Here is a 26397-nt window from a genome sequence, read left to right as displayed (position 1 = left end):
TTAATTACCTTTGCAAAATAAGCCATATAGAGTTGCTAGGATCGATACTACATTTTCATCAACCACGCGATAATAGATAGTTTGGCTTTCGCGTCGAGTAGCAACTATCTGAGCTTTTCTCAGCGCCGCTAAGTGTTGCGATAATGCAGACTGCGCCAACGGCACAGCTTCGTTTAATTCGCTCACGCTCATTTCACCATCTTGCAGCGAACATAAGATCATCAAGCGATTTTTATTCGCCAATATCTTTAGCATTTGCTCTGCTTGCTCCACATTGTCGGCCATAGCCGCAAAATCGATGTTCATATTCACACTACTCTATATTCTTAAAATGCCGCGAAAGTATAGATTGATATATTAGAAAAGTCTAATATTAAAATTTACTAATATAGTGTTATCTAATATATTAAATACATCACCCTTTTACGAAAACTTGGCATGGAGGATTAGTATGCTGACACCAATTCCTGACTTAATGAAAATTGTTGCCCCCAACCAGCGCCGCATTAGCGCTGACCAAGCAAAACAAGAGCTAAGCGAAAACCATGGTTTATTAATTGACGTACGTGAGCCTGCTGAGCACGCAACTAAAGCAGCGACAGGTGCAATTAATATCCCACGTGGTGTACTTGAAATGAAATTAATGGAAATCGAAAAAGATCCTGCAAGACCCATTTACTTACACTGTGCAAGTAGTGCCCGCGCCACACTCAGTGCCGAAGCACTGACTCGTGTTGGCTACGAAAATGTCACTGTAATCACCTGTAATACAGAACAAATTTGTCAGGTGTTTTAACTTCATAGAACAGTAACACTGGTCGGATAAGCTCGTACTTTTCTACTTATAGGTACAGAGCAATGACTTTTACGCGCAGACGCTTTTTAAAAGCATCGGCGGCTGGTTTTGGAGCCGCCGTTTTATCTTTTGGTTTAACGGGCTGTAGTCTTAATGACGATGATGACGAAACTACAAAGCAAATCCCTGTCAACTTTGATCACGGTGTTGCCAGTGGCGACCCGCTCGCTGACAGTCTAATTATTTGGACTCGCATAACCCCTCTTGAAAACGTCACGAGTGTTAACGTAGTTTGGCAAGCCTCAACAGATGCTAACTTTACAACCATTAGCCATGATGGCGAAACACAGGTAAGCGATGCAACTGACTTCACCTTAAAAGTTGATCTGCAAGGTCTCGATGCCAACACCACCTATTACTACCGCTTCATAAGTAATGGTAAAACCTCACCCACTGGAGCAGGTAAAACACTTCCAACCGACAACATAGAACAAGTAAAATTTGCCGTTGTCTCTTGCGCTAACTATCCTGCAGGCTACTTCCATGTGTATGGTGAAATCGCAAAACAAACCGATTTAGATGCAGTACTGCACTTAGGTGACTACATCTATGAATACGGTAATACAGGTTATGCCACTGAAGATGCCGCCGAACTTGGCCGTTTATTACCTGATGACAATAGCGATGAAATCATTTCTTTAGCGGATTATCGCAAACGTTACGCCCATTATCGTAAAGACGATAACTTGCAAGCTGCCCATAGTCATTGTGCATTTATTACTGTTTGGGACGACCATGAAATAACTAATGATACATGGCATAGTGGCGCTGAAAATCACAACGACGGCGAAGGTGAATTTAGCGAGCGCAAAATGCATGCGCTACAAGCATACTTTGAATGGATGCCTATCCGTAATGTTGCCGATAAAGAACGTATTTATCGACGCTTTGAGTTTGGTAATTTAGTTTCATTACACATGCTCGATACCCGTGTTTTGGCGCGCGACGAGCAAGTTAATTATGCGGATTTCGACTTAACCAGCAGCCAAGGACAAACTGACTTTGTTGCAGCAATTAGCTCACCTACTCGTGCTCTATTAGGTAACGAGCAACTTACATGGCTGACTGATGGTTTAACGACAGCAACAACACAATGGCAAGTACTTGGGCAACAGGTGCTGATGACCAAAATGCATTTGCCACTCGAGATTTTACAGTTACTAATGAATATTCAAGTGACTCAAGCAAACGGTGCTGATCCCTCGGCATTACTTGCTCAAGCAAACACATTATTTAGTGAGCTTGCGCAAATTAAAGGGCGCGTATTAGCTGGCGATCCAACGGTTACTAGTGAACAGCGAGCACGTGTAGAAACAACAGCACCTTATAATCTTGATGCATGGGATGGCTATGCTTATGAGCGCGAGCAAATACTTGGGACTGCAATTGCAGCACAAAAGAATTTGGTCGTTTTAGCTGGTGATACGCATAACAGTTGGGCAGGACACTTAGTCACTGATGCAAGCAATCCTGTTTCTGCTAAAGCCGCAGCTGGTGTTGAATTTGCAGCATCTTCGGTTTCATCACCAGGTCTTGAGAACTACTTAGCGTTAAATACGCAATCGAACGAAGCTGTCGCACAAATTGAGCAAGTCATTGCATTATTGGTTAACGACTTAGCTTACAATAACTTAGTTGAACGCGGCTACTTAACCGTCACCTTTACTCAACAACAAGCGCTTGCCCAGTGGCATTATGTAAGTAGCGTTAAAACAGCCGATTACACACTGCTTAGCGAGCGTCAAAAAGCGCTCAGCGTACAAGCTGGTAACCCTACTTTACAAATGGTTTAACGCTTTTCATCTAATAGCGTAACTAACATTTGCTCAATGTTTTTTACGCTATAAGTAAGTGAACGCAGCAGCTCTAACTGACTATCTTCAGGTTGATGCTCAGCTTTAGTACTGCTGCTTTGAGTCATCTCATCTTTTTGTTTTAAGATTGCCTCGCGAAACGTCTCTGCATCAACCACTCCGAGCAATGATACTAATGCACCTTGCCCTGATTGACCTGCCGTTTCAAAACTCAGTCGATAAAGACCAAATTGGCGCATTAAGGGACCTTGGCTCAGTGCCACATCAGTTATTTTTTCAAGTGGGATCGATTTTTCTTCTTTAAAGAAGACACCGCGTTTTACCACTAACTTACGTGTTAACAACGTGGCTGACATCGCCGCTAAAATACGCCCTGCCACCAGCCAGATTATTAACGCAACAATGGGAATGAAAGGGATCCCTACCATACTAATCACACAGGTAAAAATACCCAGTAATAACCAATACTGTTTTACTTTTGGATCAAAGCTGGCACTCAATAAACTGGTTTCTGTCATCATAGGCTCCTTGATAGAGAGTTATGACAATATACAAACTTTTCATTAAACACAAAAAAAGCCGAGCAAAGCCCGGCTTAAGGGTACTGCAGGGAAAGCTATTCCACTGCTTCAACCGTCACTGTTAATTTACTCAGATCAGGTCCTTGCACTGTAAAACGATAATCCCCCGCTACAGCAATACTCAAGGTGATATCGCCCCCAACGGCTTCTAATAAGGTCGCTTCACCAATAATAGCGATGGGTGAATCACCACTACCGCCATAATTTATGGTGTTCCAGTCGCTTGAAGCGACTTTGAATCCATATTCTCCCACTTCAAGTGCCAGTGTCGTACTATATAAAGCATCACCAGTATAAATTAACGGATCCACTGGATCCCAATTATTCATGCTGCCTCGCAAATAGACTTGAGTTTCGCCAAACATTTCTGCATTAAATACGGTCATGAGTGGCTCTTCAAGGTTACTAGCATCAAACACAAACTGATATTGACCATCGCTGGCAATATCCATTGTCATGTTTGCGCCTTTTACTGCGAGTAGTTTTTCAGTACCCACTGTAACCGCTGCGCTACTTTCACCTGAGCCATAATCGACTGTATTCCAATCACTTGAAGCAAACTTAAAGCTATAGCTACCTGCAGTTAATTGTTTAGTGAAAGTATAAACACCTTTGCCTTGGTACATTAACTCATCACTGGTATCCCAACTATTGAAGTCACCGCGCACATAAATTGGGGTGCCAACAAATGGCTCTTCATTATAGATTTTAAGCACTGGGTTATCGGTGTCTGTGGCATCGAATGAGAACACATAAACAGCATCCATTGCCGCCGTAAAGGTCATATTGGCGCCACTGCGTGTTAGCGGCTCATCTTCACCTTCGATCACTTCAGCAACATCGGCAGAAAGCGCACCAAAATCAACGGTAGACCAATCTTCAGAAGCCACTTTAAATTCATAGCTACCTGCTGTTAGAGGAATCGCAATTTTGTACTCGCCATTACCTACATATTCAAAGCTATTTGCCGTCCCCCAGTCATTTAACGAGCCACGAACATAAACTGTTGTGCTACCAAATGGCACAATATCTGGCGCCCCCACAGTCGCATCAGCACTTAAGCCTTCACCTTGTGCATCAGCTTGTGGTTTCACAAACACAGCAACAGTATATGGTGGAACATTAAAGGTACCTTCGCCCTCACCAGCCATAAAGCTTGCCGCTGACATACTTGAGTCAACACTCGCTTTTAAAACAGGATGAAGCTCAAAACCCGCAGCCGTTGATACCGTATGCGATAAGCTTTGCTCTGTACCGTTCATCACCACGACAATGGCATCGTATTGGCTATCTAGGTCAGTCAACCCAACACCATCATCAATACTCATCACGACTAAGCCTTGTTGTTGACGCTTACCAATATTGTGGAAGCCAACGCGGTCTAGAATGTCTTGCTCTGTGGTTAAACTAAATAATGGGCTGGCACTACGAATTGCTAAGAACTCAGTAAATACATTACTTGCGTACTCAATGTCGCTTGCCATCGCTTGCGCATTCGTATTTGCAGAAATAGGTGCAATTTCGCCCCACTTCGCTTGGTTATCTTGCGCAGGAGGTAGGCCTACATTCCAGTTATTGGTATCCATACTGAAATCAACAAAGTTGAACCAATCACCAGAATCATAGCTGTTACGATCCATTGATTTAGAACGCAGCATATCAGCACCCATTTGCATAAATGGAATACCTTGGCTCATCAGCGGCATAGCTAAAGCCATATTGTGAACACGCACACGCTCTTCAATACTTAAGTTAGTACCATGCTTATATTGCAGCTGATCCCATAGTGTTTCGTTATCATGCTTAGAGACATAGTTAATGCTATCAGCTGGGTCGAGTGCATAAGCTGCTGGCTGACCACCCCAACTAAAGCTGCTACCTTTTGCTGAATTACCTTTAAAGTCTTTAAGAATGTAGTTTTGTAAGTTACCTGCCAGCGATAAACGCAACGTATCTTGCTCAGATAAATTGCCATCTGTGGCATTATTGCTAAAGAATGCACCACCACGAATTGCTTCACGAATACGGTCATTAAAGGTACCTACTTCAGTTCCAGCCATATCCATTTGTTTAGCTTGCACAAATAAACGATTATCTGCGACTTCATCAAAGTTCCATCCTTCACCGTAAAAGTAAGTATCTGGGTCAACTGCTTGCACTGCATTAAGCGCTGCCATAATTGAGGCTTTTGGCATATGCCCCATCACATCAAAGCGGAAGCTATCGTAACCAAAGTCACGGGCTAAAATCACCATAGAGTCAGTAACAAACTTATCCATCATGACATGTTCTGTTGCAGTATTCTCACAACATGTTGAGCGTTCCATTATGCCTGTTGTTTCGTTATATCTGTGGTAGTAACCTGGTACTAGTTTATCAAACACAGATTTATCCCAAACACCTGATGAGGTAGTGTGGTTATAAACAACATCAAGCACAACACGCAAACCAATTTCCTGTAAAGACTGGATCATCGCACGGGTTTCTTTGACTCGTGCAATACCTTCAGGCGATGAAGCGTAAGAGCCTTCAGGCGCAATAAAATGATGCGGATCATAACCCCAGTTAAAGCTATCAACACCACGCATTGCATTAGCAAGTGCTTGAGCATCATCAGAGCCAGGTAGGTATGACGCCATTAAATCAACTATCAATGAACTCTTATCTTCGGTTTTACATGCATCGGCATCATCGTCAATGCGGCTACATAAATCACCTAAGGTTGCAGTGATATCAACACGCTGACTGGCATCTTCATCTATGGTGCCAATATCTGTCAGTGGCAGTAAATGGAAATGGGTTAAACCATTATCTGCCAGCTTTTTAAGATGTTGCATTGGTGCGCTATCAAGTTCAGTAAACGCTAGATACTTACCACGGTTTGCTTCACTGACAGTTTCATCACGCACACTAAAATCACGTACATGACCTTCGTAAATAACCGCTTGCTCTGGGTAATCAACCGTTGGCACCATACGCTCATCCCAGCCGGTTGGTTTAGTATCTTCATCATTAAGGTTAATCAATTGGCTATATAAACCATTGGTCGAAACGTTCAATGAGTAAGGATCTGTGCTCCATAAGCTTTCAATTTGCTTGGTCGCTGGGTGATAAACATCAAACATAAAGCGGTAGTAATGGCGATCGTGACTAATATCGATATTGCTAGACCAAATACCCGTTGCGCTATCAAAGGTCATCGCAAATTGTTCAAGCTCTGTTTTATCAGCATCATACAGCGCTAATTTCATATTGCTTGCAGTCGGTGCCCATACCGACACATCAATGCCATTATTTGCGTAATACACACCAAGTTGTGCTTCATTAGCATCACTTTCGCCACTGGTGTATAAGTCATCTAGGGCTTTAGCGGTTTGCACATAAGTGGCTTCTGTTAGCTTGCCATCAGCATCATAGCCCGCCACAACTAATTGTTGTTTAATAAGCTCTTTTGCAGCGGCGGCATCCCAGTTACCTTGGTACGCATTCCATCCGGCAAGGTGTGGTACTTTAGCGATTTGCTCATCACTTAAAGATGTCGATGTAAGCTCAACCACTTGACCATTTAGCTCTTCGGTGTCTTCATCTATTGCTAAATCTGCATTGTTTGATGAGTGTAATTTAATGATACTAGTCAGTTCATTACTTGGATTATAGACAAAGGTTGAGAGGTCAAGCCAATGTGCTGAGGCACCTGAAAGACTCACTCCTAAACTCAAAATTGGGAATTCAAAAACAGACGGTTCACCATGAAAAGTAAAGTTCATACGTTGGAACTTTTCATCGTCCTGCATCAATGGCATTTTTAAGTCAACATCACCAAACGCTTTGCCGGACCCTTCGGTTCCAATATGCACAATGAAGTTAGCACACTCGTTGTAACCCTCTTTTAGTTTTACAATCCAATACGCGCCGTAGTTAGGGTCAACACCATCGTATTCATGACCATTGGCCCAATCAGTGGCATCAAACGGTGCAGCGTAAGCATCACAGTCATCGTTATTCCATGAGTGTAAACGGTATCCTTCATAGATTTTATCTGTGCGGTTATAGAATAAGATGGCTTCGTCGTCTGCAGGGAAAACCACAGGATCAGGCAAAGTGGGATCAGCGCCTACTACGCAGCTCTCATTATTTTCATCTGGTACGGAATTGCCTTTACAACTAATTGGTGGTGGATCTACACACTCAGTCCCTGCTTCATTAGGGATTTGCGGTACGCTACAAGTTAATAAAACTTGCCCAGAATCTATATCGTCACTTGCGCCACCACCACATGCAGTTAGCAATACCATGCTACATGCAATCAGTAAGCGGTTTAAATTAGCTATTACTTTCATATTATTATCTCCAGCTTACTGATCAATGGTTATAGGTAAAACCCAGATAAAACTGACGACCAAAGAATTGCGTGGTGCCTGTTTTACTGGTTGTTCCAAAATAGCTTTGTGTTGGTTCATCGGTTAAGTTATTTACTTGTAATAACATGCCGAATGAATCTGTGAACTGATACGATGTTTGGAAATCGACAACCGTTTCTGCATCAAAATTCACCACTTGCTCATTGACAGCAACTTGCTCTGAAACAAAATCATCGCGATAACGAACATTCAAACGTGTTTCAAAGTTTTCATAGCTGTAAAAAAGTGTGCCGTTAAAGACATTGTTTGATAGGCCAGGCAAGTCTTGCGACACAGAATCACCACCTAAATCGGTAATAGATTGCACCTCACTCTCGGTATACGAGTAACTGGCGTTAATACCTAGGCCTTCAAACGGTGAGGGTAAGAATGAGAAAACTTGCGTATAGGCAAGCTCAATACCACGAATATAACCGCCTTTGGCATTGTTAACCGCAGTGGTGTACACCCCATTAGTAGTTTCGATTTGCTCACCGCTGACAGGGTCAATAATGTATTCTGGTACGTTAAAACCATTACCCTTAAAGTCAAAGTTCTCTATGGCTACCGTATCTATGAATGAGTCGATATTCTTATAAAACGCAGCAACAACCAGTGCACCATCGGTGTCTTCAAAGTATTGCTCGTACGAGATATCGTATTGATCAGCATAAAAAGGTTTTAAGAATGGGTTATTAGTACTTGAACCGTTAATTTCGCCGTCATTGTTAACCGATGCACTGGCATCGCCTGCTAAACGGTTAATCGGAGCACGCGCCATCACTTTTGCCGCAGCAAAACGAATTTGTGTCGCGTCACTCACTTTAAAGTTTAGGTTTAATGAAGGCAGGTAGTCTGTGTATTTTATGCCTAACACGCTTGGTGCATAAAGGTCGTTAACAATGCCATTGTCATCAACAATATACTGCGCACCGAGTTGTGGGTCACCACCGACGTTTTCAAGCACCGTCGCGGACTGATCGGTATCTACTCGGCGAATACCAATATTACCTGTGATTGGCAGCTTGCCAATTTCAGTATCAATGTTAAGCATAAGGTAAGCGGACACCACTTCTTCATACACTGAACCACTTTGCAACATGGTCCATGAATAGTTAGTGGTATAGTCTTGTGCATCTGGCTCACCATCACCATCTAAATCAACAACACCATCAGCATTACCCCAGGTTTGTACTGGTTGCGGAATACCATTTGGGAACCATGCGTTAAGTGCTTTATCTAAATCTATCGCTAGATATGATGGGAAATAACTAAACTCACCTTGCCAATTGACGACTGTAGCCATGTCATCGGTAAGGCGAAGCGGTGGTTGAGTCGAAGAAAATGCACCGTCGTTACCGTATTCAAATACAGAGCGATTATTGCTGTACTCACGGTCTGAATAACGAGCGCCAAATTCAATGGAGCTAAACCAGTTATTCTCTAACTCATACTTAAAATCGAGTCGAAATGCTTTTACTTCATCTTCATTTTCATACGGGTAAATACCGTATTTACTGACCATAACTCGGTCAATATCGCTAAATGCGTCGGCTTGGTTAAAACCTACATCAGGCAAGTTTAAGCCGTTCAATTGATAGTTAAGCGATACATTGGTATCGAACACTGGGTTCTCAACGGTGGCATCTTCCGCAACCAATGCCCAAAGTAAACCATTACGGAAATTACTCTTAGCACGTGATAGCGACACGTCAGCATTGACGTTTAAACGCTCAGTAACTTGCCAATCCGCATTAATGCCGTAGCTGTCTACTTCATCGAAATCTTGGTTATCATCATTAACAATTTCAACACGGGTAAAGCTATTTGATGTGCGGTTAATCGCACCACCAATCACCGCATTACCGTCAAGCACTGGGTTAGCATACACCGCAGACGGACCACCAAACTTAACTCGGAAACCACGGGCAAATGACTCGCTATCAAAACGCGATAAAAACGCATCACCCTTTAATTTAAAGTTATCGGCTGGCACCCATTCAATTGAGGTTAAATAACCATTACGGGTTTCTTCACCACCTAAGTGCTGAAGCTCAAATCCCTCGCTGATGTATTCATTGGCAGGATTATCTGCAGGGCCATCGGTATCATTTGCCAGTCCATCAACATCTTTGTTTCCGTTATATGCTAAACCGATAAACTGAGTCGCCACACTTGGTTGGAATAAGCGCGCGTAACCCACTGCGACACCTAGCGTATCGTCAAGAAACTTACCTTGGTAAGAAAAGCTAATACGGTCGCCGTACTCGGTTGCATCAAAGACCTCTGAAGCACGGTCGTTATACATACCACGCACATTCGCAGTAAATTTGTGTTGCTGGTCATTATCCAATGGGCTGGCTGTTTGTAGCTCTACCGTACCTGCTACGCCCCCTTCAATGAGCGATGCCTTTGGCGACTTGTAGACCGCCGCTGAACTGATTAACTCAGACGGGTATTGATCAAACTCAATACTGCGACTACCACTAGTAGATACTTGCTCACGACCATTTAATGTCGAAAAAACAAAGCCACCAGATAAACCGCGAATGTTGATTTCGGCAGCTTGGCCTCCGGTACGTACCGCCGAGATCCCCGGTAGACGTGTTAATGCATCAGCCATAGACACATCAGGTAATGCCCCTAAGTCATCAGCTGATAGTTGCTCAGAGACAGTGTCGCTAAAGCGTTTTTGATTTAATGATTGAATTAAGCTGCGACTAAAGCCGCGCACTTCGATTACTTCAAGCTCAGGATCGATTTCCTTTGCTGATGTGCGTTCTTCTTCCGTCGCCGCTATTGCACTATTTGCTGCCACTAAAGCCAGCATAAGCGCACTTAGCTTGAATTTCCCCATTGGATTTCCACCCTGTTGTCGTTGGAGGTGTTGTATTTGTGGTTATTGTTGTTGTCAAAAAACAACCAATAAAGTGTAACCAAAAGGTAAATATTGTGTGATGAATACGTATGCAATAGGAGCTTGCTGGGGAGAGCAGCGATCACAACCCTTTTCTATTAGTGATGTAATCGCAATATAGAGGGATTTATAAAGTAATAACGACGCGAACAGCTAGAGCAATAAAGATTATCCCTAGCAATTTTTCGAGCCATGGATTTGTCTTGGTGAAACCAAAACGCTTTTTTGATATGTCGGTTAACAGTGCAACAACTAGATACCAGCCCGTATCAAGCACAAATACCGTTAAACACATGATTAAACCAACTTGCAAAGTCAGCTTTTCAGGATCAATAAATTGCGAAAACAGTGCTAAAAAGAACACCGCAAGTTTTGGGTTTAAAAAGGCAATAGCAAAGCCATCTTGCAATGCGCTACGAGGACTCGGCTTAGTCTGCTCAACATTCAATGTTTGCGAGCTGGGTTTAGCTAACAGAATACGAATACCTAAATATGCGAGATAGGCTGCACCGCCATAGACCAGCACTTGATAAAGCGTTGGCAACTGAGTCATCAGCGCACCTAAACCAAGTAACGAGGCACACGCATAAAAGCCAACCCCAATACCATGGCTTAACGCCGCTAACATGCCATTCTTCATACCGCCATGTAAACTGTGTTTTAAAACCACAGCTAAACTCGGCCCCGGCGACATCGCTCCCATCACGCAAATTAAAACTAAACTCAACCACTCAGTTAGTGTCATTATTCGTTATTCTCGATTAGCAATAAAACGGATGTTATCTGACCATAAACCCCTGTTGCTGTAGTGATGGTTTTCACTTGCCAACCTGCTTGTCCTAATTCGAACACTCGTTGATTTAATGCATCAATATCGATGCCGCCAAAAAAGCGTTTCTTTTTAAACTCTACAACTTTTTGCATGTTAGTCCGTCAGTTGGTATTCAAAGTCATAATGATGAATACCCGATTCAATTCGAATTGCCATTTTACCAGAAATACCTTCAAGTTCACCTGCGCCTGAGTCTGGTACCACTTCTAAAATCAATCGGTCAGCCCCTTTATCCATGGTGCCAAAATGTTGCAGCACAAAACTGCCTTGCTTACCTTCTAAGCTACCAACAACTTGCTCTATCGCTACATAACCTGCACTGCCCTGAGTTGCAGTCATGGCACTGAGCATTTCGCCTTGGCTTGTTGCTTCTAATGGACCTGAAAACTGTTTATCAATCGACATACGTCCTAAATTTACGCCATCTTGCCCTGTGGCATAGCCGCCAATTGGGTTTAATTTTACGGTGAATTGACCACTGATCGTTGTAGATTCCATACTAATCCCTTAATAACTGTTGATTTTTAGAGCATTGATAACCATATCTATACCCTATTCATCAACAAGAATCTAGCATGTCTACCAATAAAGAAAAGGCCGCATTTAGCAGCCTGTTACCGATTTTAGCTTTTATTAAACCCTATAAATGGGTGGTGTTTGCAGCCCTTGGCGCCTTGCTGCTTACGGCCGCTGTTAACTTATCACTCGGACAAGGCGTTAAATTTGTTATCGACCATGGCTTTATTGCAGGCTCACAAGCTCAGCTTCAACAAGCAGTAATGGTGTTGATTGGTTTAATAAGCTTATTAGCTGTAGGTACTTTTTGTCGCTTTTATTTAATGTCGTGGATTGGTGAGCGAGTCAGTAACGATATCCGTAAAGCCGTGTTTGATCGCATCGTGACACTACACCCCAGCTACTTTGAAGAAAACCGTAGTGGCGAGCTGATGTCGCGCCTGACCACCGACACCACCTTATTGCAATCTATCATTGGTTCCTCTTTTTCAATGGCACTACGTAGTAGTTTAATGCTGATTGGTGGCTTGGCTATGTTACTAATTACCAACTTAAAGCTGACCCTTGTCGTTGTTGCCTGCGTACCAGTAGTATTAGTGCCGATGATGATTTTTGGCCGAAAAGTAAGAAAACTGGCAAGCTCAAGCCAAGATGCCATTGCCGATATCAGCACCTATGCTGGTGAGATCATTCAAAATATTAAAGTAGTGCAAAGTTATAGCCATGAAGAACGTGAAAAAGCAGCATTTAGCGAAGAGACCAACAAGGCGTTTCAAGTAGCGAAGAGCCGAATCAAACAGCGCTCGTTTTTGATTGCAGCGGTGATATTTCTGACCTTTAGTGCTATTAGCGTGATGCTTTGGGTTGGTGGCAGTGACGTATTAGCTGGCACTATGACAGGTGGTGAGCTAGGTGCTTTCGTGTTCTATGCGATTATGGTGGCGATGTCTGTAGCAACCGTTGCCGAAGTGTATGGTGAGCTGCAAAGAGCCGCAGGTGCAGCAGCACGGCTGTTAGAGCTACTTGCCGTTGAAAGCATGATCAAAAGTCCAGATACAAATCATGATGCACAACTTGAAGCAAACAAACTTAATCACCCTGCTATCGAGTTTAATGAGGTATCTTTTCATTACCCTTCAAGGCCAGATAAAGCCGCTTTAAATACGCTGAATTTACAAGTAAAACAAGGTCAAACTCTTGCTATCGTTGGCCCATCGGGGGCTGGTAAAACAACGTTGTTTGAGTTACTGCAGCGCTTTTACGACCCAAGTTCAGGGAGTATTTCGCTGGCAGGAATAAACATAAAAGCACTCTCTCTTGATTGCTTACGCCAGCAAATGGGGATGGTGGCACAAAACCCAATTTTATTTAGCTCAGACGTAATGCATAACATACGTTATGGCAACCCAAGCGCCAGCGACGAGCAAGTATATGCGGCGGCCAAATATGCCCATGCCGATGAGTTTATTAGTCAACTACCAGATGGTTACCACAGCTTTTTAGGGGAGCAAGGTGTTAGGCTTTCAGGTGGGCAAAAACAACGCATAGTTCTGGCCCGCGCAATATTAAAAGACCCTGCAATTTTATTGCTTGATGAAGCAACCAGTGCACTCGACGCACAAAGTGAGTTTCATGTACAAGCTGCCCTTGAGCATCTAATGAAAGACAGAACAACACTGATCATTGCCCATCGTTTGGCAACGGTTAAACACGCCGATGTGATTGTCGTGATGGATAAAGGAGAAATTATTGCAACGGGTACGCATCAGCAATTGTTTGAGACTAACCCATTGTATAAACAATTGTGCGAATTACAGTTTAATCGAGATTAAGAAGGGAAATGTCAGGTTTGAAAGGGCATATCAAACCTGACCACAAATCTAGATGAAATACCAATTCGCTTAATTAAGTAGTCTATTTTGAGGCAATAAAACCTCGTTGATAGCAAGGCAAAAATTTCGTTATTTAGTTGTTCTAAATCAGAAATTTTTAACGCAGTTAACGACAGGTTTTATCCCTCAAAATAATTAAGTATTATCGCGGATTGGTATAATATCTAACCTTGTGTATTCGGTACGATCTGAATTTCTACGCGGCGGTTTAACGCTCGGCCATTTGCTGAGTCATTGCTTGCCACGGGACGTGTTTCACCATAGCCTCGTGTGCTGATACGCGCAGACATAATCTGATGATTCACTAAGTAATCTTTTACGCTTTGCGCACGTTGTTGAGATAACGTCATATTGTAGCTATCTTTACCTGTGCTGTCGGTATGACCTTCTACGCTTAAGTAGGTTTTTTCGTATTTATTCATCACCTTAGCAATCGCATCTAAGGTGCTATGAAAGCCCGACGAAATATAAGATTGGTCAGTTGCAAAAGTAATATTTGATGGCATGACTAGACGAATATTGTCGCCTTCACGAACCACTTCAACACCTGAGCCTGCTAGCTCATCGCGAAATGCTTCTTCTTGCTTATCCATATAATCGCCAACGGCTGCACCTGCTAATGCACCAATAGCCGCACCAATGAAGATACGTTTATCATCGTGGTCGCCAGTTGCTTTACCTAGAACGGCACCTGTAGCAGCACCAATCGCAGCGCCTTTACCTGTATTCGTTGTCTCACAACCTGTCAATAAAACGGCTAATACGCCCACTGTTAAAACTGATTTTGTAAAAGTCATGTGTCTCTCCATGGCAATTATTCAAATTGAATTGTTAACAATTATGAATGAACGTCTATGAACAAACTATGAAGAATGGGTTACTTATCGATTGCTACAGCAGTAACCGGAGGTAAGTTATAACTTTTGACCAATTCTGTTAAACGGCCATTGAGGACTAAGGTATTGAGGCGCTCTTGAATTTTTTCGGCTAAACTCGAGCTTGCAAACTGTTTACTTAGGGCAATGTGACCATAAATAACATCTTTATAGCGATAAGGCATTTTTACAATTTCTTGTGAAGGTCGCTGCAAAAAAACGGAGGCATGATCTGCAGTCTCTTCAACAGCAATCACTAAATCAACACGATTTTTTAATAACATCTCAAAAGCATTATGTTCGCTTAAAGCCTCGATTTTAGTGAGGGTTTTATCAGTGTCGAAGCGGGGAAAATGCGCAGCACCTCGCATTATCGCAATGCGCTTACCGACTAGGTCTTGGTAATTGTTTATTTTAAGCTCGCTATCAGCTTTTGCATAAAACACGAAAGAAGACGACAGCATCATATACGGCGGGGTAAGAAACTGCATTTTTTGTTCGCGCGCTTCTGTGCGAATAAGGCCGCCCATCACATCCAGCTCATTTTGCTCAAGCATCTTTAAACAACGAGAAAATGGGCAAGCAACATACTCAAACTTAATTGGTAAGCTAGGTTGCATTTCACGCATAATATCAACAATTGCGCCACTCACTTTACCATCATCAGAAATCATGCCATAAGGGGGCGCATGATCAACAGCCACCAACACTTTCTCGTAAGAGTTCGCAGATACTAAGCCACTGAAAAAAAATAACAACAAACTTGCAATGTAGTGTTTCATAGTGATACTCATGACTACGTTCACTGGTTCTGTATATTGTAGACGGCCTTGTGTCATAAAAACCACAAAAATGTCATACAATTTTGTCATAATTGAAAAAAATTACTGATGGCAAATCAATGTTATTCATCATATTTAAGCAATTCTTTTTATTAGGCTGTATGAGCTTTGGTGGCCCTGCAGCACACCTTGGTTACTTCAAACGCCACTTTGTTGATAATTTAAAATGGCTTTCTGCTGAACGCTATGCCCAACTGATTAGTCTTAGCCAAGCATTACCGGGCCCAGGTTCGAGTCAAGTTAGCTTTGCGATGGGGGTTGAAAAAGGAGGGGTATTGGGTGGCCTGTGCGCTTTTATTGGGTTTACCCTACCCTCATTTTTAATCATGTTTTTTCTGGCTCTAAGCGCTCATCAATTTGGTGATATATACTTTGCAGTAATTGCTGGGCTAAAACTCTTTGCAGTAGTGATTGTTGCCGATGCAACCAATAGCATGGCAATGAGCTTTTGCAAAAACCGCTTACATAAACTTATAGCAGTGCTAAGTACTGTTGTATTGATTATTTTCTCACAATTATCGAGCCAAATTTTAGTACTTATTGCAGCAGCGGCTATAGGTTGGTGCTATCCACAACTTAAATTACCTGAAAGCCAAGAGCAAAAATCAGTGAAAATAGCTTGGTTACCACTTGGCTTATTTGCCATCTTGTTATTAATTAGTTTTTTACCTTTCGGTGAATGGTTTTCTGTGTTTGCCCCATTTTATCAAACTGGCGCTATGGTCTTTGGTGGCGGTCACGTTGTGTTACCTATTTTACATGCTGGTGTACCGAGCCTTGAAACTGAGCAGTTTTTATCGGCTTATGCCAGTGCCCAAGCCATACCTGGACCGATGTTTACTATCGCTACTTATTTAGGCGCACAAGTTACACCAAGCATTCCACTTGTAGGTGCTATTGTCGCGACCATCCTGATTTTCTTACCTGGTTTTTTGTTGATGTTAGCCTTTATGAAAAGCTGGTTACAGTTAGCAGATAAGCCACGCTTTGCAGGCAGTATCGCAGCGCTAAATGCCGCTGTAGTGGGGTTTTTAGCCGCTGCTCTTTATTCACCGATTTGGCAATCGGCAGTGCAAAATCTATGGCAAGTAGCTTTAGTCATTGCAGCATTTACATGGCTAAGAATGGCAAAGCCACCTATTTGGTGGCTTTTGTTAGGCTTTATTACGATTAGCTTATTGATTGGTCAGCTTTAAGCTTTCTCACGTGGAGGATTAGCTACCTTGATACTAGGCTTTAAGCCAGTTTGGGCTTCGCTTGTGCTCAACTGACCCGTAACACTTTGATAAGGTCTAAGCCCAAAAATAGGCAGTACAGCAAGTAGATGATCCATGATCTCTGCTTGCAAGTGCTCGTATGAAATCCAGCGCTTATCCTCACTAAAGCAATAAAACTCAATAGGTAAACCATGATTTATTGGTTGCAGCTCTCGCACCATTAAAGTTAAATCACGATTAATTTTTTCATGTTGCTTTAAGTAACCTTCAGCATAACGTCTAAATAAGCCAAGATTTGTTACTGGGTTAGGTAAATTTGCTACTCGTATGTAGTCATGCAAAGGAATTGCATCATCAATTTGCTCTCGAAAAGCATCATCCACCAAACGAATACTATTCATATCAATGTTTAAAGAACGCTTGATACGACGACCACCTGACTCTTGCATACCACGCCAGTTTTTAAATGACCCTGCAACTAACATGTAAGTTGGAATGGTTGTAATCGTGTTATCCCAGTTACGCACTTTTACTGTATTTAAACCAAGGTCGATAACTTCACCGTCTGCGCCATAGCTATCCACTTGGATCCAATCACCGTAAGTTACTAGTCGATTTGCCGCAATTTGAATACTGGCGACAAACCCTAAAATAGTATCTTTGAATACGAGTAAGGTTACCGCCGCTATCGCACCAAAACCAGACAAAATATAAGTCGGTGATTTCTCAAGTAGAATACTCACAATGAGGATTGCACAGACCATAAAGGTGATAAGTTTTACAACTTGGATCAAGCCCTGAATCGGAATATCGCGCGCAAAATCAAGCTGGTTATAAATACCACCAGCAATGCTCACCACACTACTTAAAATGAAGCCACCGTAAATGATCAGTGCAATTTGACCCACCGTTTTAAGTACTAATGCAGCGACATCATGAACTGGATAAACATAATCGAAGGTCGCTAAATAAAGTACACAGCACAATATCCCTGCAAAACGACGGTTTAACTTATTGAGCATAGGTGTGAGCGCACCAATACGCTCAGGAGACAGGCGTGTAACAACCTTTTGAATACCCGGTAGTAATAAGCGACGGGTAAACATGTAAATTATTAGTAATGAGCCAACGCCGATAGCTGTAGCGGTTAATGCACTTATTAGCGCCGCGTCTGGCATTGATTCAAACCAAGGCATCACCAACTCTTGTAGGTGAGTTTGCTTCATGGCGCTTCAATCTCCTTATTGATGGTATCAAGGTACTCAGCTTGCTGAGCTTGGTGATAAGTTAGTAGCTGAGCATCTTTTTGTAACCACAACTCATTAATATGTTGTTGGAAAGCCGTTCTAAATGCACGGTCATGCTGATAATCACCAATCATCTCTGCGCTAATTGCTTGCACTTGCACTTCAACTTTAATCACGTTTAAACGGCCACGCATCAGGTTACGGCAAATATGGTCGCCCTCCCCCTGATAAATAATCGAGGTATTTAATAATGCATCAAATTGCTCACCTAACACCTCAAGAGCAAATGCTATACCGCCTGCTTTGGGCTTTAAAAGGTAAGTAAACGGACTATTTTGCTTACTGTGCTTTTGACTTGTAAAGCGCGTGCCTTCAACAAAGTTAATGATTGTTGTTGGGTGATTACGAAAATCACGGCAGCTACGTTTGGTGCGCTCAACATCAAGCCCTTTCAGCTTAGGATTTTTTGCCAGTTGCGCTTTGCTCACCCGCTTCATAAAAGGCATACCCATAGCCCATGCGCCAGTGCCAATGAATGGCACATACTTCAGCTCATCTTTTAAGAAAAACTTTGGCGCGGGTAAAACATCGATTGCACTCAGAACAACAATGTCTAGCCAGCTCATATGATTAGAGATAAGTAAGTACCAACCATCTGTAGTAACTTTACCTTTAATATCAATTTCAATTACTGGGCAACCTAACCACAAGGCAAAGCGGTTACCTTTACACCAACCGCGATAAGCTAAATGAAGAATATCGCTAACCACCTTAAATGGCAGTAGTAACTTAAGCACACCAAACAGCAGCACCAGCGTGCCCCAAATAATCACATTAGCAAACAAGACAATACTAACTAGAACGCCTGTTAACCAATTTGGTAAAAATTTCTTTAACATATGTGTGCTCTCGACTGCGTTAGCAATACTACTGCGTTTTAGCTTCTAATTCGGCTAACTGTTGATTTTTTTCTTCCCAAATTCGATTTAGCTCAGCTTGAAAATTTACTCTAAACTCTGCATCGCCCGTATAATCCCCAATCAAATTTGGACTCACTTCCATCACTTCTACTCGCACATCGACTTGCTTTACTCGACCACTAGCAAAGTCCACAAAGCTAGGAATACCACCAGGGTAATGAATGGTTACATTCACTACTTTGGAAATTTGTTCACCCATTGCTTGCATAACAAACGCAACCCCGCCCGCTTTCGGCTTTAATAGGTGCTCAAAAGGACTATTTTGGCGAGAATGCTTTTGCTCAGTAAAACGCGTACCTTCAACAAAGTTAACAATACTCACTGGCATTTCTTTAAACTTTTCACAGGCTTTGCGCGTGGTTTCTAAGTCTTTGCCACGCAATTTAGGGTTTTTCTTTAACTGGGCTTTACTCGTACGAGTCATGAATGGGAAATCCAACGCCCACCATGCAAGACCCAAGAAAGGAACGTATATCAGCTCTTTTTTCAAGAAAAAGTTTAAAAACGGAATACGGCGATTAAACAGACGTTGCATAACAACGATATCGACCCAGCTTTGATGATTCGCGATCACCAAGTACCAGTCTTTCGCTTTTAACTGCTCAAGACCTGTCACGTTCAGATTATATGAAGCAAATATGTTTTGGTTGATGCTGTTGCAACTCACCCACATAGTGGCGCATTGCTTAGCAATCCAACTCATTAATTTTTGCAATGGCTTGATTGGAATAAGCTTTATGAGGCCACAAATAAAAATAGGCACAAACCAAAAAAGGGTATTGAGGGTGTAAAATAAAAAACTGAACACACAACGGATCATCGACATTACTACTTATTCCTTTAACGCTTAATCTTCAAAATACGTATAGCCAGCAAGGCCTGCATTTAGTTCTGATAAATATTGTGCCTTAGATTGCTCATCAATTGCCAGTGAGTTGACCCGTTTTGCAAAGTTTTCAGCAAGAATCTCGCTATCATAATCAACAAACTTTAATACGTCCTTAACACTGTCACCTTTAATGGCATTAGTCAGTTGATAGCCTGCTTCTGTAAGCTCAACATGCACTGAATCTGTATCGCCGAACAGGTTATGTAAATCACCTAAAATCTCTTGATACGCACCCACTAAAAACATTGCAATATGGTATTGCTGACCTTGCTTGTACTCAGGAATAGGTAAGCTGCTCTCTATGCCTGTGCCTTCGACATAATCACGAATTTGCCCATCTGAGTCACAGGTAATGTCTTGAATAATGGCGCGCTGTGTTAATGGCTGATGCAAGTTTTCAACTGGCATGACAGGGAATAACTGCCCAATCCCCCAGACATCGGGGAGTGACTGAAATAATGAGAAGTTAACGAAGAGCTTATCGGCAAGTTTCTCGTTTAAATCGTCTAACACTTCTCGATGTGAACGGGCATTCTCACTAAGTGATGCACGAACACGATGTAAAATTGTGAAATACAACTGCTCGAGCTTCGCCCACTCAAGCATAGTGAGTAGGCCATGCACATATTGGTCATGGGCTTCACTGAATAGATGCATTGCATCATGATAAATTTCCAACGCCATTCGCGGTGTTAAACGCTGTAAACACTGCCACATTTCATCTAGTACCAATACACTGCCTGCCTCTGGCGCCGTTGGATTTGCATGGTTTGGCGCACGCTCAACATCAATAACATCTGTAATTAATACCGCGTGGTGCGCTGTTAACGCACGGCCTGACTCGGTAATAATGGCAGGGTGTTTAAGGTCATGTTGCTGACACACTTCAGCAAACGCATTAACTACATTACGCGCATATTCTTCAACACTGTAGTTCATTGAACACGAACTACGTGACCCAGAGCCTTCGTAATCAACACCTAAACCGCCACCGACATCCACGGTATTAAGTGGTACGCCTAACTGTGTTAACTCTGCAAAGTGACGAGCACATTCACGCAGTGCGCGATGAATATCGCGGATATTGGCAATTTGCGAGCCGATGTGGAAATGCACTAGTTGCATTAAATGAAGTTTATTGCGCGATTTAAGCAGCTCAACCGCAGATAGCACTTGCCCTGCTGTTAAACCAAACTTACCTTTTTCGCCACCGGTATTCTGCCATTTCCCCTTACCAACCGAGTTTAAGCGAATACGAATCCCAATTGATGGCTCGATGCCTAGGTCATCAATTTCTGCCAATAGAGTAGTTAGCTCAGAAAGTTTTTCTACAACAATATGAACCTTATGACCCATGCCTTGGCCAATACAGGCTAAGCGTAAAAACTCACTGTCTTTATAACCATTACAAACGATGGTAATTGGCTCTTGTGCTACACCTAAAATAGCCATCAGCTCAGGTTTTGAACCGGCTTCAAGGCCCACTAAACCACTTGGGTGAGCAAGTAGTTTACTGACCACAGAACGCTGTTGATTAACTTTAATTGGATAAACACAGGTATAACTACCTTGGTATTCACGGGCATTTCGTGCTTTGGTAAATGCGCTAGTCAGCGTTTCAACGCGATTTTGTAAGATATCGGTAAAACGCACTAAAACAGGTAGGGTAAGACCTTGCTTTTTAAATTGCTCAGTCAGTTCAGATAAAGACACCGCGGCTTTAGTTTGATCGCCATCAGGGTAAGCCACCAGCTCACCTTGTGCGTTAATGTCAAAGTAACCGTCACTCCAGTGAGCAACATTGTATGTTTCGCGTGCTTTATCTAAACCCCAAGTCATGGCAATGTCTTCTGTAAATTCATTAAATATAAACGCACATTTTAATACGCTAGGGCTGACCACGCTAACAAAAATTGCGCTGTATGCCAAAGTGATAAAAAATATTCGCTATACTGATTAAAATTTGATTGAGCAATTAGCCAAGCACTGGCAGAATTGCACCCCTTTTTTACCATTAACCAAAAGTGTATAAGCAAGATGGCTAATTTAGATCAAAATAACTGGTTCACTGAAATTAGTGACCGTGATGGTAGTGCCTTTTCATTACGCATTACTAAAAAGCTTGATGAACAGCAATCGCCATTTCAAAAAGTAGAAATGTACGAAACAACTGACTTCGGTAATCTGATGATTATTGACGGTTGCACTATGGTAAGTAGCCGTGAAAACTTTTTTTACCACGAGATGATCAGCCATCCGGCACTGCTTGCACACCCAAATCCAAAAAATGTTGTGATCATTGGTGGTGGTGACTGCGGTACTTTACGCGAAGTATTAAAACACCCAAGTGTTGAAAACGTAACGCAAATTGATATCGACGAAGTCGTGACACAAATGTCACTTAAATACTTCCCTGAGCTGTGTGAATCAAATCAAGATCCGCGTGCTACAGTGATGTTTGATGACGGCATCAAGTACATGCGCGAAGCAGCGCCAGAATCAATCGATGTAGTAATTGTTGATGGTACAGATCCAGTTGGCCCAGGCGAAGGTTTATTTAACCACGCTTTCTATACCAGCTGTTTAACTGCACTTCGCCCGGGTGGCATCTTAATTCAACAAAGTGAATCGCCACTTATGCACATGCCACTTTTAGTTGAAATGCGTGATGCAATGACTGAAGTGGGCTTTGTTGACTTACAAACGCTGCCTTTCCCACAACCAATTTATCCAAGTGGTTTATGGTCTGTAACGCTTGCTCGTAAGTCAGAAGCGTTCGCTGGTTTTCGTGAAGATGATGCCAATAAACTTGCGCAAAGCACTGAATACTATAATGCAGGTATTCACCACGGTGCATTAGCCACACCTAATTATATGAAACGTGCTTTCGAGAAAAAGTAAGCGTTTTGACTAAATGAAAAAAGGGCTCATTGAGCCCTTTTTTGTTGTATTACACCTTAAATCTATTAACTAACTGATTCAGTTCGTCAGTAAGCTGATTCATACGGTTAGCGACCTCTTGTGTTGAACTCGCTAACCCGCCTCCATGTTGGGTTTGATCGTTTAGATCAGACAGGTTTTGACTAATTTCATCTGCCACAGCAGTTTGCTCTTCAGTTGCTTGTGCTGTTTGCATCGCCATATCATTTACTTTGACCGATGATTCTTGCATCGAGTTAAGTATATCGTTAGTTTGGGTAAACGATTCTACTGCTTCATCAGCAAAACGCTTACCACTATTAATCGCCTGTAAGGATTGCTCAACACTGGCTGCAAATTGCTCAACCATAGTTTGAATATCATTAGTGCTTTCTTGGGTCCGAGTTGCTAGGGTACGAACCTCATCTGCAACCACCGCAAAACCTCGCCCTTGCTCACCAGCTCGCGCAGCTTCAATTGCGGCATTGAGTGCAAGTAAGTTAGTTTGCTCAGCTATAGCGCGAATAACTTCAAGCACTTTAGCAATGTTGTCTGAGCTTTGTTGCAGTTCAGTGGAACGTTGGCTGGCATGTTCCATATTATCTGACAAGGCAACAATTTTTCGACTCGAGTTATCAACCGCAGCCAAGCCTTGTTTAGCCAGTTGCTGTGAGTTGTCAGCTTCATGGGATGAGTTTTGTGCCACACCTGCAACCTCACGACTTGCAACGCTCATTTCATGTACTGCACTAACTATTGATTCAGATGCTTGGCTAAGCTTTTGATTTATTTGATGGTTCTGATTAGCAAAATTATCAAGGTCACGACCTAAATTATGCAGCTCTTTAGCCTGTCCAAGTATGTCTTTGATAAGTTGTTGTAGGTTATCTAAAAACCCGTTAAAAGCCGTCGCAAGTTCTGCAAACTCGTCTTGTGTTTTTACATTGATACGGCCTGTTAAATCACCATCTCCCGACGCAATCTCATTAATTCGCTCTGTCACAAAGTTAATCTGCTTCGTGAGTTGTCGAGGTACATAATAGCTAAACCAACCAGCGACAAGTAAAACGATAGCGATCATTATCATTAGTTTAACTTTAAAGCTGATAACACCATCCATTAACTTCTCAGTTTCAGATTTTGATGTTTTATCTGCTGCTTCGCCTGCTTTATCTAAAATATCCCTCAGTGCTGAAAATGTTTGTTCAGCAATCTGCTTTTTTTCACTGTTTTGTGGGTCATTAATAAAGTTTTTTGATGCCGAATACCATGAATCAAATGCGCTATCAAAATGACGAAACCGGTCGACTACCTCGGTGTAAGGTGACATGTAAGACAAGTATTGCCCAAAGCGCTCTTTAACTTGCTCGGCATTTTCTTGATGTTCATTTAGATAAGTTTTATCTGTGTTACTGCTTGTAACAAGAGTAAGCTCGGCAACCTTTGCTTGGTAAATATCTCTATCAGCATTAACAACGACCGAAATCGCATTCAAAAATCGTTCTGATTGCGCGTCAACAGCTTGTTTTTGCAAACTGATAAGATAAGTGTAGCCTGCAATTAGAATAAGAATGGCAATGCCTAACAAAATAATCGGTAGGGAACTTTTAACGCGAATGCTTTGTAAATTCATACATTTTCCTAATTAAAAATCGAAACCAGCATGCTTATTGAATCTTAGCTGAAAAATATAAAACTGTATGAAATTAAAAGTGCCAACTCGCTGAAAGCTGAAATTGCTGCTGCGAGTTATGCTCATTAAATCCCATACCGGGTCTGTTTTGAGCGTCACTGCTCAGCACTGAATATTCAGCACCTACTTGCCACTTGGTTGACAGTTGATAACGCCAACTTGCGGTTAAAGCTTCTCCACGACTTTGGTTAGGATCAAATTGCCAATCATCATGATCGCTAACCTTGAAATAATCATACCTAATTGTGAGACGATGCTGGTCTAACTTGTGGCTTAATAAAACAAAATGGCTATAAAAATCATTGTCTACCCCACGATTTGTGCCCATCGCAGTTTTACCATCAAGGAGCTGTACAATAATGCGTGTTTGCTTATTAAACTTATACAACCATGCCGCGCTTAAAAAGCGTGTATCCCACGCATATTGACCAGTACGGGTATTCAAAGCACCTGGATCGCCATTGTTGTCATAATAATAGACACGTAATTGTGATTTTTTTTGATAATCCCAATGAGCGCCAACGTAATAGCCAAAACGCCCATCTACTTCTTCGAAAGGCTGCACGTGCTCGGCTTGCTTATCTAGCTGCGACCATTCAAATGAACGTGGAACAGCAAAATCAATTTGTTCATTGAACGTAGTCTGCCTGTCATGCATAGCAAAGCCACGCCATGACAGCAACGTCCCAGCAGGATCGTTGCCTTTAAAAACCGCAGCAAAGCCTTCAAAACTATGATTACTTCTAAATTGCCTACCTGGGCGCTTAATGTTTGCCTCTAAACCAAAGGCCCGCACTTCTTCGCCAAGCCAAGTATTAATCGCAGAATTAGTGTAGTTATAAGGTGACATCCAGCCATTTTGCGGGTTCTCAAGCGACATTTTGGGATAAAAGCCACCTCCTTTCACTGTCCATTTATAACGACTAGCTGTAAGAGGCTGATATTGCAAATAAGCCTGAGTTAAACCAACTGTTAGTTCTGGATCAGGATGAGCGTTAAGTACTGTGTGCGCAGACCAATCGCTATTTAACTCAAAACGACTACTCAGCATAGCTTGGGATATCACAACACCATCATGCTCTTGGTCATAACGGTATAAGCCAATTCCTTTACGCTGATAGCTAGCTAGTTGGTCACCACGCACAGCCGAAACAGTTACCAGACCATCATGCTCAGCATATACCACTGCAGGCAACCCAAAAACACTCGCCAATAGCAAGGCTTGCCATTTATTCATAATCATCAAACTCGTCACTGCTTAGTTCTAATTTTGGTAATAAGTTTTGCTTTAACTGATAGCTCACCGACTTTGCATTGTTCGTTATCTCGATAGTTTCTGGTGTACTGATATCATTAAAGCGGTCATGCCAAACAGCCAAAGTAAACTTACTTTCAGGTAAGCTTAATTCAACCATACCTTGATCATCTGTTTGCCCATAAATCCCACCATCGACGACCACAATGTAACCCAGCATCCAGTCATGAATGTTACAGCCAAGCTCAACAACCCCCGATTGTGCAAAGTTAATCGGTTTTTCGGGTTTATCGTGGTAAAGCTTTAACTCAAATTGCTTTGTTTTAGAAAATGAATAAACGTGGTGCATGATTGAATCAAGGTTAGGAAATTCAACATTTGCCCCTTGTGGCACTGCCAGCACATGAGGCACAAAGGCACGTTCTTTTTGGCTCATGGTGTAGTGACTCTCAGCAACAGCAAGCTGTTTTGAACCTTTGAGCCAAACCACGGCATTCTTGACTGGCTGATTCTGCTTATCAACTATCTGTATTTGCTGTGCCAATAAACTTTGACTAAACAATAGTAGCAACAGGGTTATTCTTGTCATTTTGCTAAACCTTTTTCAGTGCTAGGCTGGATATCGCCGCGTTCACTTTGTTGAATACGTATGCAGATCTCTCGTATTAACCG

The 26397-nt window shown here is 42.3% G+C and carries 21 protein-coding genes; 5 read left to right on the top strand and 16 right to left on the bottom strand.

The genetic code is table 11. The features are described from left to right. Positions 1 to 306 (bottom strand): ArsR/SmtB family transcription factor, encoded by a 306-nt coding sequence (locus CWB80_RS18125; protein ID WP_054554407.1) that lies wholly within the window; start codon positions 304 to 306, stop codon positions 1 to 3. Positions 307 to 451: 145 nt separating this feature from the next. Between CWB80_RS18125 and CWB80_RS18120 the strand changes: the two genes are divergently transcribed. Next, on the top strand, positions 452 to 796 hold the full coding sequence (locus tag CWB80_RS18120; RefSeq protein ID WP_054554408.1) for a rhodanese-like domain-containing protein: 345 nt from the start codon (positions 452 to 454) through the stop codon (positions 794 to 796). Between the two features lie 62 nt (positions 797 to 858). Next, the gene (locus CWB80_RS18115; RefSeq protein ID WP_138601045.1) at positions 859 to 2649 is read left to right on the top strand and encodes an alkaline phosphatase D family protein; all 1791 of its coding nucleotides are present in this window, start codon (positions 859 to 861) and stop codon (positions 2647 to 2649) included. On the opposite strand, the gene CWB80_RS18110 is transcribed toward CWB80_RS18115, so the two are convergent. The 6 genes from CWB80_RS18110 to CWB80_RS18085 form a co-directional block, all read right to left on the bottom strand. After that, positions 2646 to 3188, bottom strand: a complete 543-nt coding sequence (locus CWB80_RS18110) for a PH domain-containing protein (protein ID WP_054554410.1) — start codon at positions 3186 to 3188, stop codon at positions 2646 to 2648. The two genes, CWB80_RS18115 and CWB80_RS18110, sit on opposite strands and share 4 nt — an antisense overlap. Positions 3189 to 3286: 98 nt before the next feature. After that, positions 3287 to 7591 carry an alpha-1,6-glucosidase domain-containing protein gene (locus CWB80_RS18105; protein ID WP_138601042.1) on the bottom strand — a complete coding sequence of 1435 codons (4305 nt, stop codon included), beginning with the start codon at positions 7589 to 7591 and terminating at the stop codon, positions 3287 to 3289. Between the two features lie 22 nt (positions 7592 to 7613). After that, positions 7614 to 10508, bottom strand: coding sequence for a TonB-dependent receptor (locus CWB80_RS18100; protein ID WP_138601040.1), 2895 nt, complete (start codon positions 10506 to 10508; stop codon positions 7614 to 7616). A 187-nt stretch (positions 10509 to 10695) separates the two neighbouring features. Continuing rightward, a complete protein-coding gene (locus CWB80_RS18095; protein ID WP_054554413.1) occupies positions 10696 to 11313 on the bottom strand; it encodes a LysE family translocator in 618 nt (205 codons plus the stop codon). Next, a complete protein-coding gene (locus CWB80_RS18090; protein ID WP_054554414.1) occupies positions 11313 to 11492 on the bottom strand; it encodes a DUF4177 domain-containing protein in 180 nt (59 codons plus the stop codon). The genes CWB80_RS18095 and CWB80_RS18090 overlap by 1 nt, the downstream gene beginning before the upstream one ends. Position 11493: 1 nt before the next feature. Then, positions 11494 to 11898, bottom strand: a complete 405-nt coding sequence (locus tag CWB80_RS18085; protein WP_054554415.1) for a DUF3224 domain-containing protein — start codon at positions 11896 to 11898, stop codon at positions 11494 to 11496. Positions 11899 to 11975: 77 nt separating this feature from the next. On the opposite strand from CWB80_RS18085, the gene CWB80_RS18080 reads away from it, so the two are divergent. Further along, positions 11976 to 13748: an ABC transporter transmembrane domain-containing protein gene (locus tag CWB80_RS18080; RefSeq protein ID WP_138601038.1), complete on the top strand. Its 1773-nt coding sequence runs from the start codon at positions 11976 to 11978 to the stop codon at positions 13746 to 13748. 224 nt (positions 13749 to 13972) lie between these two features. On the opposite strand, the gene CWB80_RS18075 is transcribed toward CWB80_RS18080, so the two are convergent. Beyond that, positions 13973 to 14605 carry a YiaD family glycine zipper/OmpA-like lipoprotein gene (locus CWB80_RS18075; RefSeq protein ID WP_054562840.1) on the bottom strand — a complete coding sequence of 211 codons (633 nt, stop codon included), beginning with the start codon at positions 14603 to 14605 and terminating at the stop codon, positions 13973 to 13975. A gap of 80 nt (positions 14606 to 14685) precedes the next feature. Continuing rightward, the gene (locus CWB80_RS18070; protein WP_171041555.1) at positions 14686 to 15465 is read right to left on the bottom strand and encodes a substrate-binding periplasmic protein; all 780 of its coding nucleotides are present in this window, start codon (positions 15463 to 15465) and stop codon (positions 14686 to 14688) included. Positions 15466 to 15584: 119 nt separating this feature from the next. Between CWB80_RS18070 and chrA the strand changes: the two genes are divergently transcribed. Then, positions 15585 to 16721, top strand: a complete 1137-nt coding sequence (chrA, locus tag CWB80_RS18065; protein ID WP_138601034.1) for a chromate efflux transporter — start codon at positions 15585 to 15587, stop codon at positions 16719 to 16721. Here the strand turns inward: chrA and CWB80_RS18060 are convergent. The 4 genes from CWB80_RS18060 to speA are packed head-to-tail and all read right to left on the bottom strand — an operon-like array spanning position 16718 to position 21697. Next, complete coding sequence (locus CWB80_RS18060; protein WP_054554419.1) at positions 16718 to 17968, bottom strand: mechanosensitive ion channel family protein; 1251 nt, start codon at positions 17966 to 17968, stop codon at positions 16718 to 16720. The two genes, chrA and CWB80_RS18060, sit on opposite strands and share 4 nt — an antisense overlap. Then, a complete protein-coding gene (yihG, locus tag CWB80_RS18055) occupies positions 17965 to 18888 on the bottom strand; it encodes a 1-acylglycerol-3-phosphate O-acyltransferase, YihG family (protein WP_138601032.1) in 924 nt (307 codons plus the stop codon). Before yihG (CWB80_RS18055) ends, CWB80_RS18060 begins: the two co-directional genes overlap by 4 nt. Before the next feature lie 28 nt (positions 18889 to 18916). Beyond that, a complete protein-coding gene (gene yihG, locus CWB80_RS18050; protein ID WP_054554421.1) occupies positions 18917 to 19795 on the bottom strand; it encodes a 1-acylglycerol-3-phosphate O-acyltransferase, YihG family in 879 nt (292 codons plus the stop codon). Positions 19796 to 19816: 21 nt separating this feature from the next. Next, positions 19817 to 21697: a biosynthetic arginine decarboxylase gene (gene speA / locus CWB80_RS18045; RefSeq protein WP_054554514.1), complete on the bottom strand. Its 1881-nt coding sequence runs from the start codon at positions 21695 to 21697 to the stop codon at positions 19817 to 19819. A gap of 198 nt (positions 21698 to 21895) precedes the next feature. Here speA and speE point away from each other — a divergent pair, with 198 nt between their 5' ends. Continuing rightward, positions 21896 to 22759, top strand: coding sequence for a polyamine aminopropyltransferase (gene speE / locus CWB80_RS18040; protein WP_054554422.1), 864 nt, complete (start codon positions 21896 to 21898; stop codon positions 22757 to 22759). A 49-nt stretch (positions 22760 to 22808) separates the two neighbouring features. On the opposite strand, the gene CWB80_RS18035 is transcribed toward speE, so the two are convergent. The 3 genes from CWB80_RS18035 to CWB80_RS18025 all read right to left on the bottom strand — a co-directional run bounded on the left by CWB80_RS18035 (position 22809) and on the right by CWB80_RS18025 (position 26314). Further along, the gene (locus tag CWB80_RS18035; protein ID WP_138601030.1) at positions 22809 to 24410 is read right to left on the bottom strand and encodes a methyl-accepting chemotaxis protein; all 1602 of its coding nucleotides are present in this window, start codon (positions 24408 to 24410) and stop codon (positions 22809 to 22811) included. 73 nt (positions 24411 to 24483) lie between these two features. Next, complete coding sequence (locus CWB80_RS18030) at positions 24484 to 25713, bottom strand: hypothetical protein (protein ID WP_138601028.1); 1230 nt, start codon at positions 25711 to 25713, stop codon at positions 24484 to 24486. Then, entirely contained in the window at positions 25700 to 26314 is a 615-nt protein-coding gene (locus CWB80_RS18025) for a methylamine utilization protein (protein ID WP_138601027.1), read from the bottom strand. Before CWB80_RS18025 ends, CWB80_RS18030 begins: the two co-directional genes overlap by 14 nt. Positions 26315 to 26397: the final 83 nt, after the last annotated feature.

The sequence above is a fragment of the Pseudoalteromonas sp. S1650 genome, assembly GCF_005887195.1.
Classification (GTDB): domain Bacteria; phylum Pseudomonadota; class Gammaproteobacteria; order Enterobacterales; family Alteromonadaceae; genus Pseudoalteromonas; species Pseudoalteromonas simplex.
Note: the sequence above shows the minus strand (reverse complement) of the source record. Positions and strands in the feature narration are given on the sequence as shown.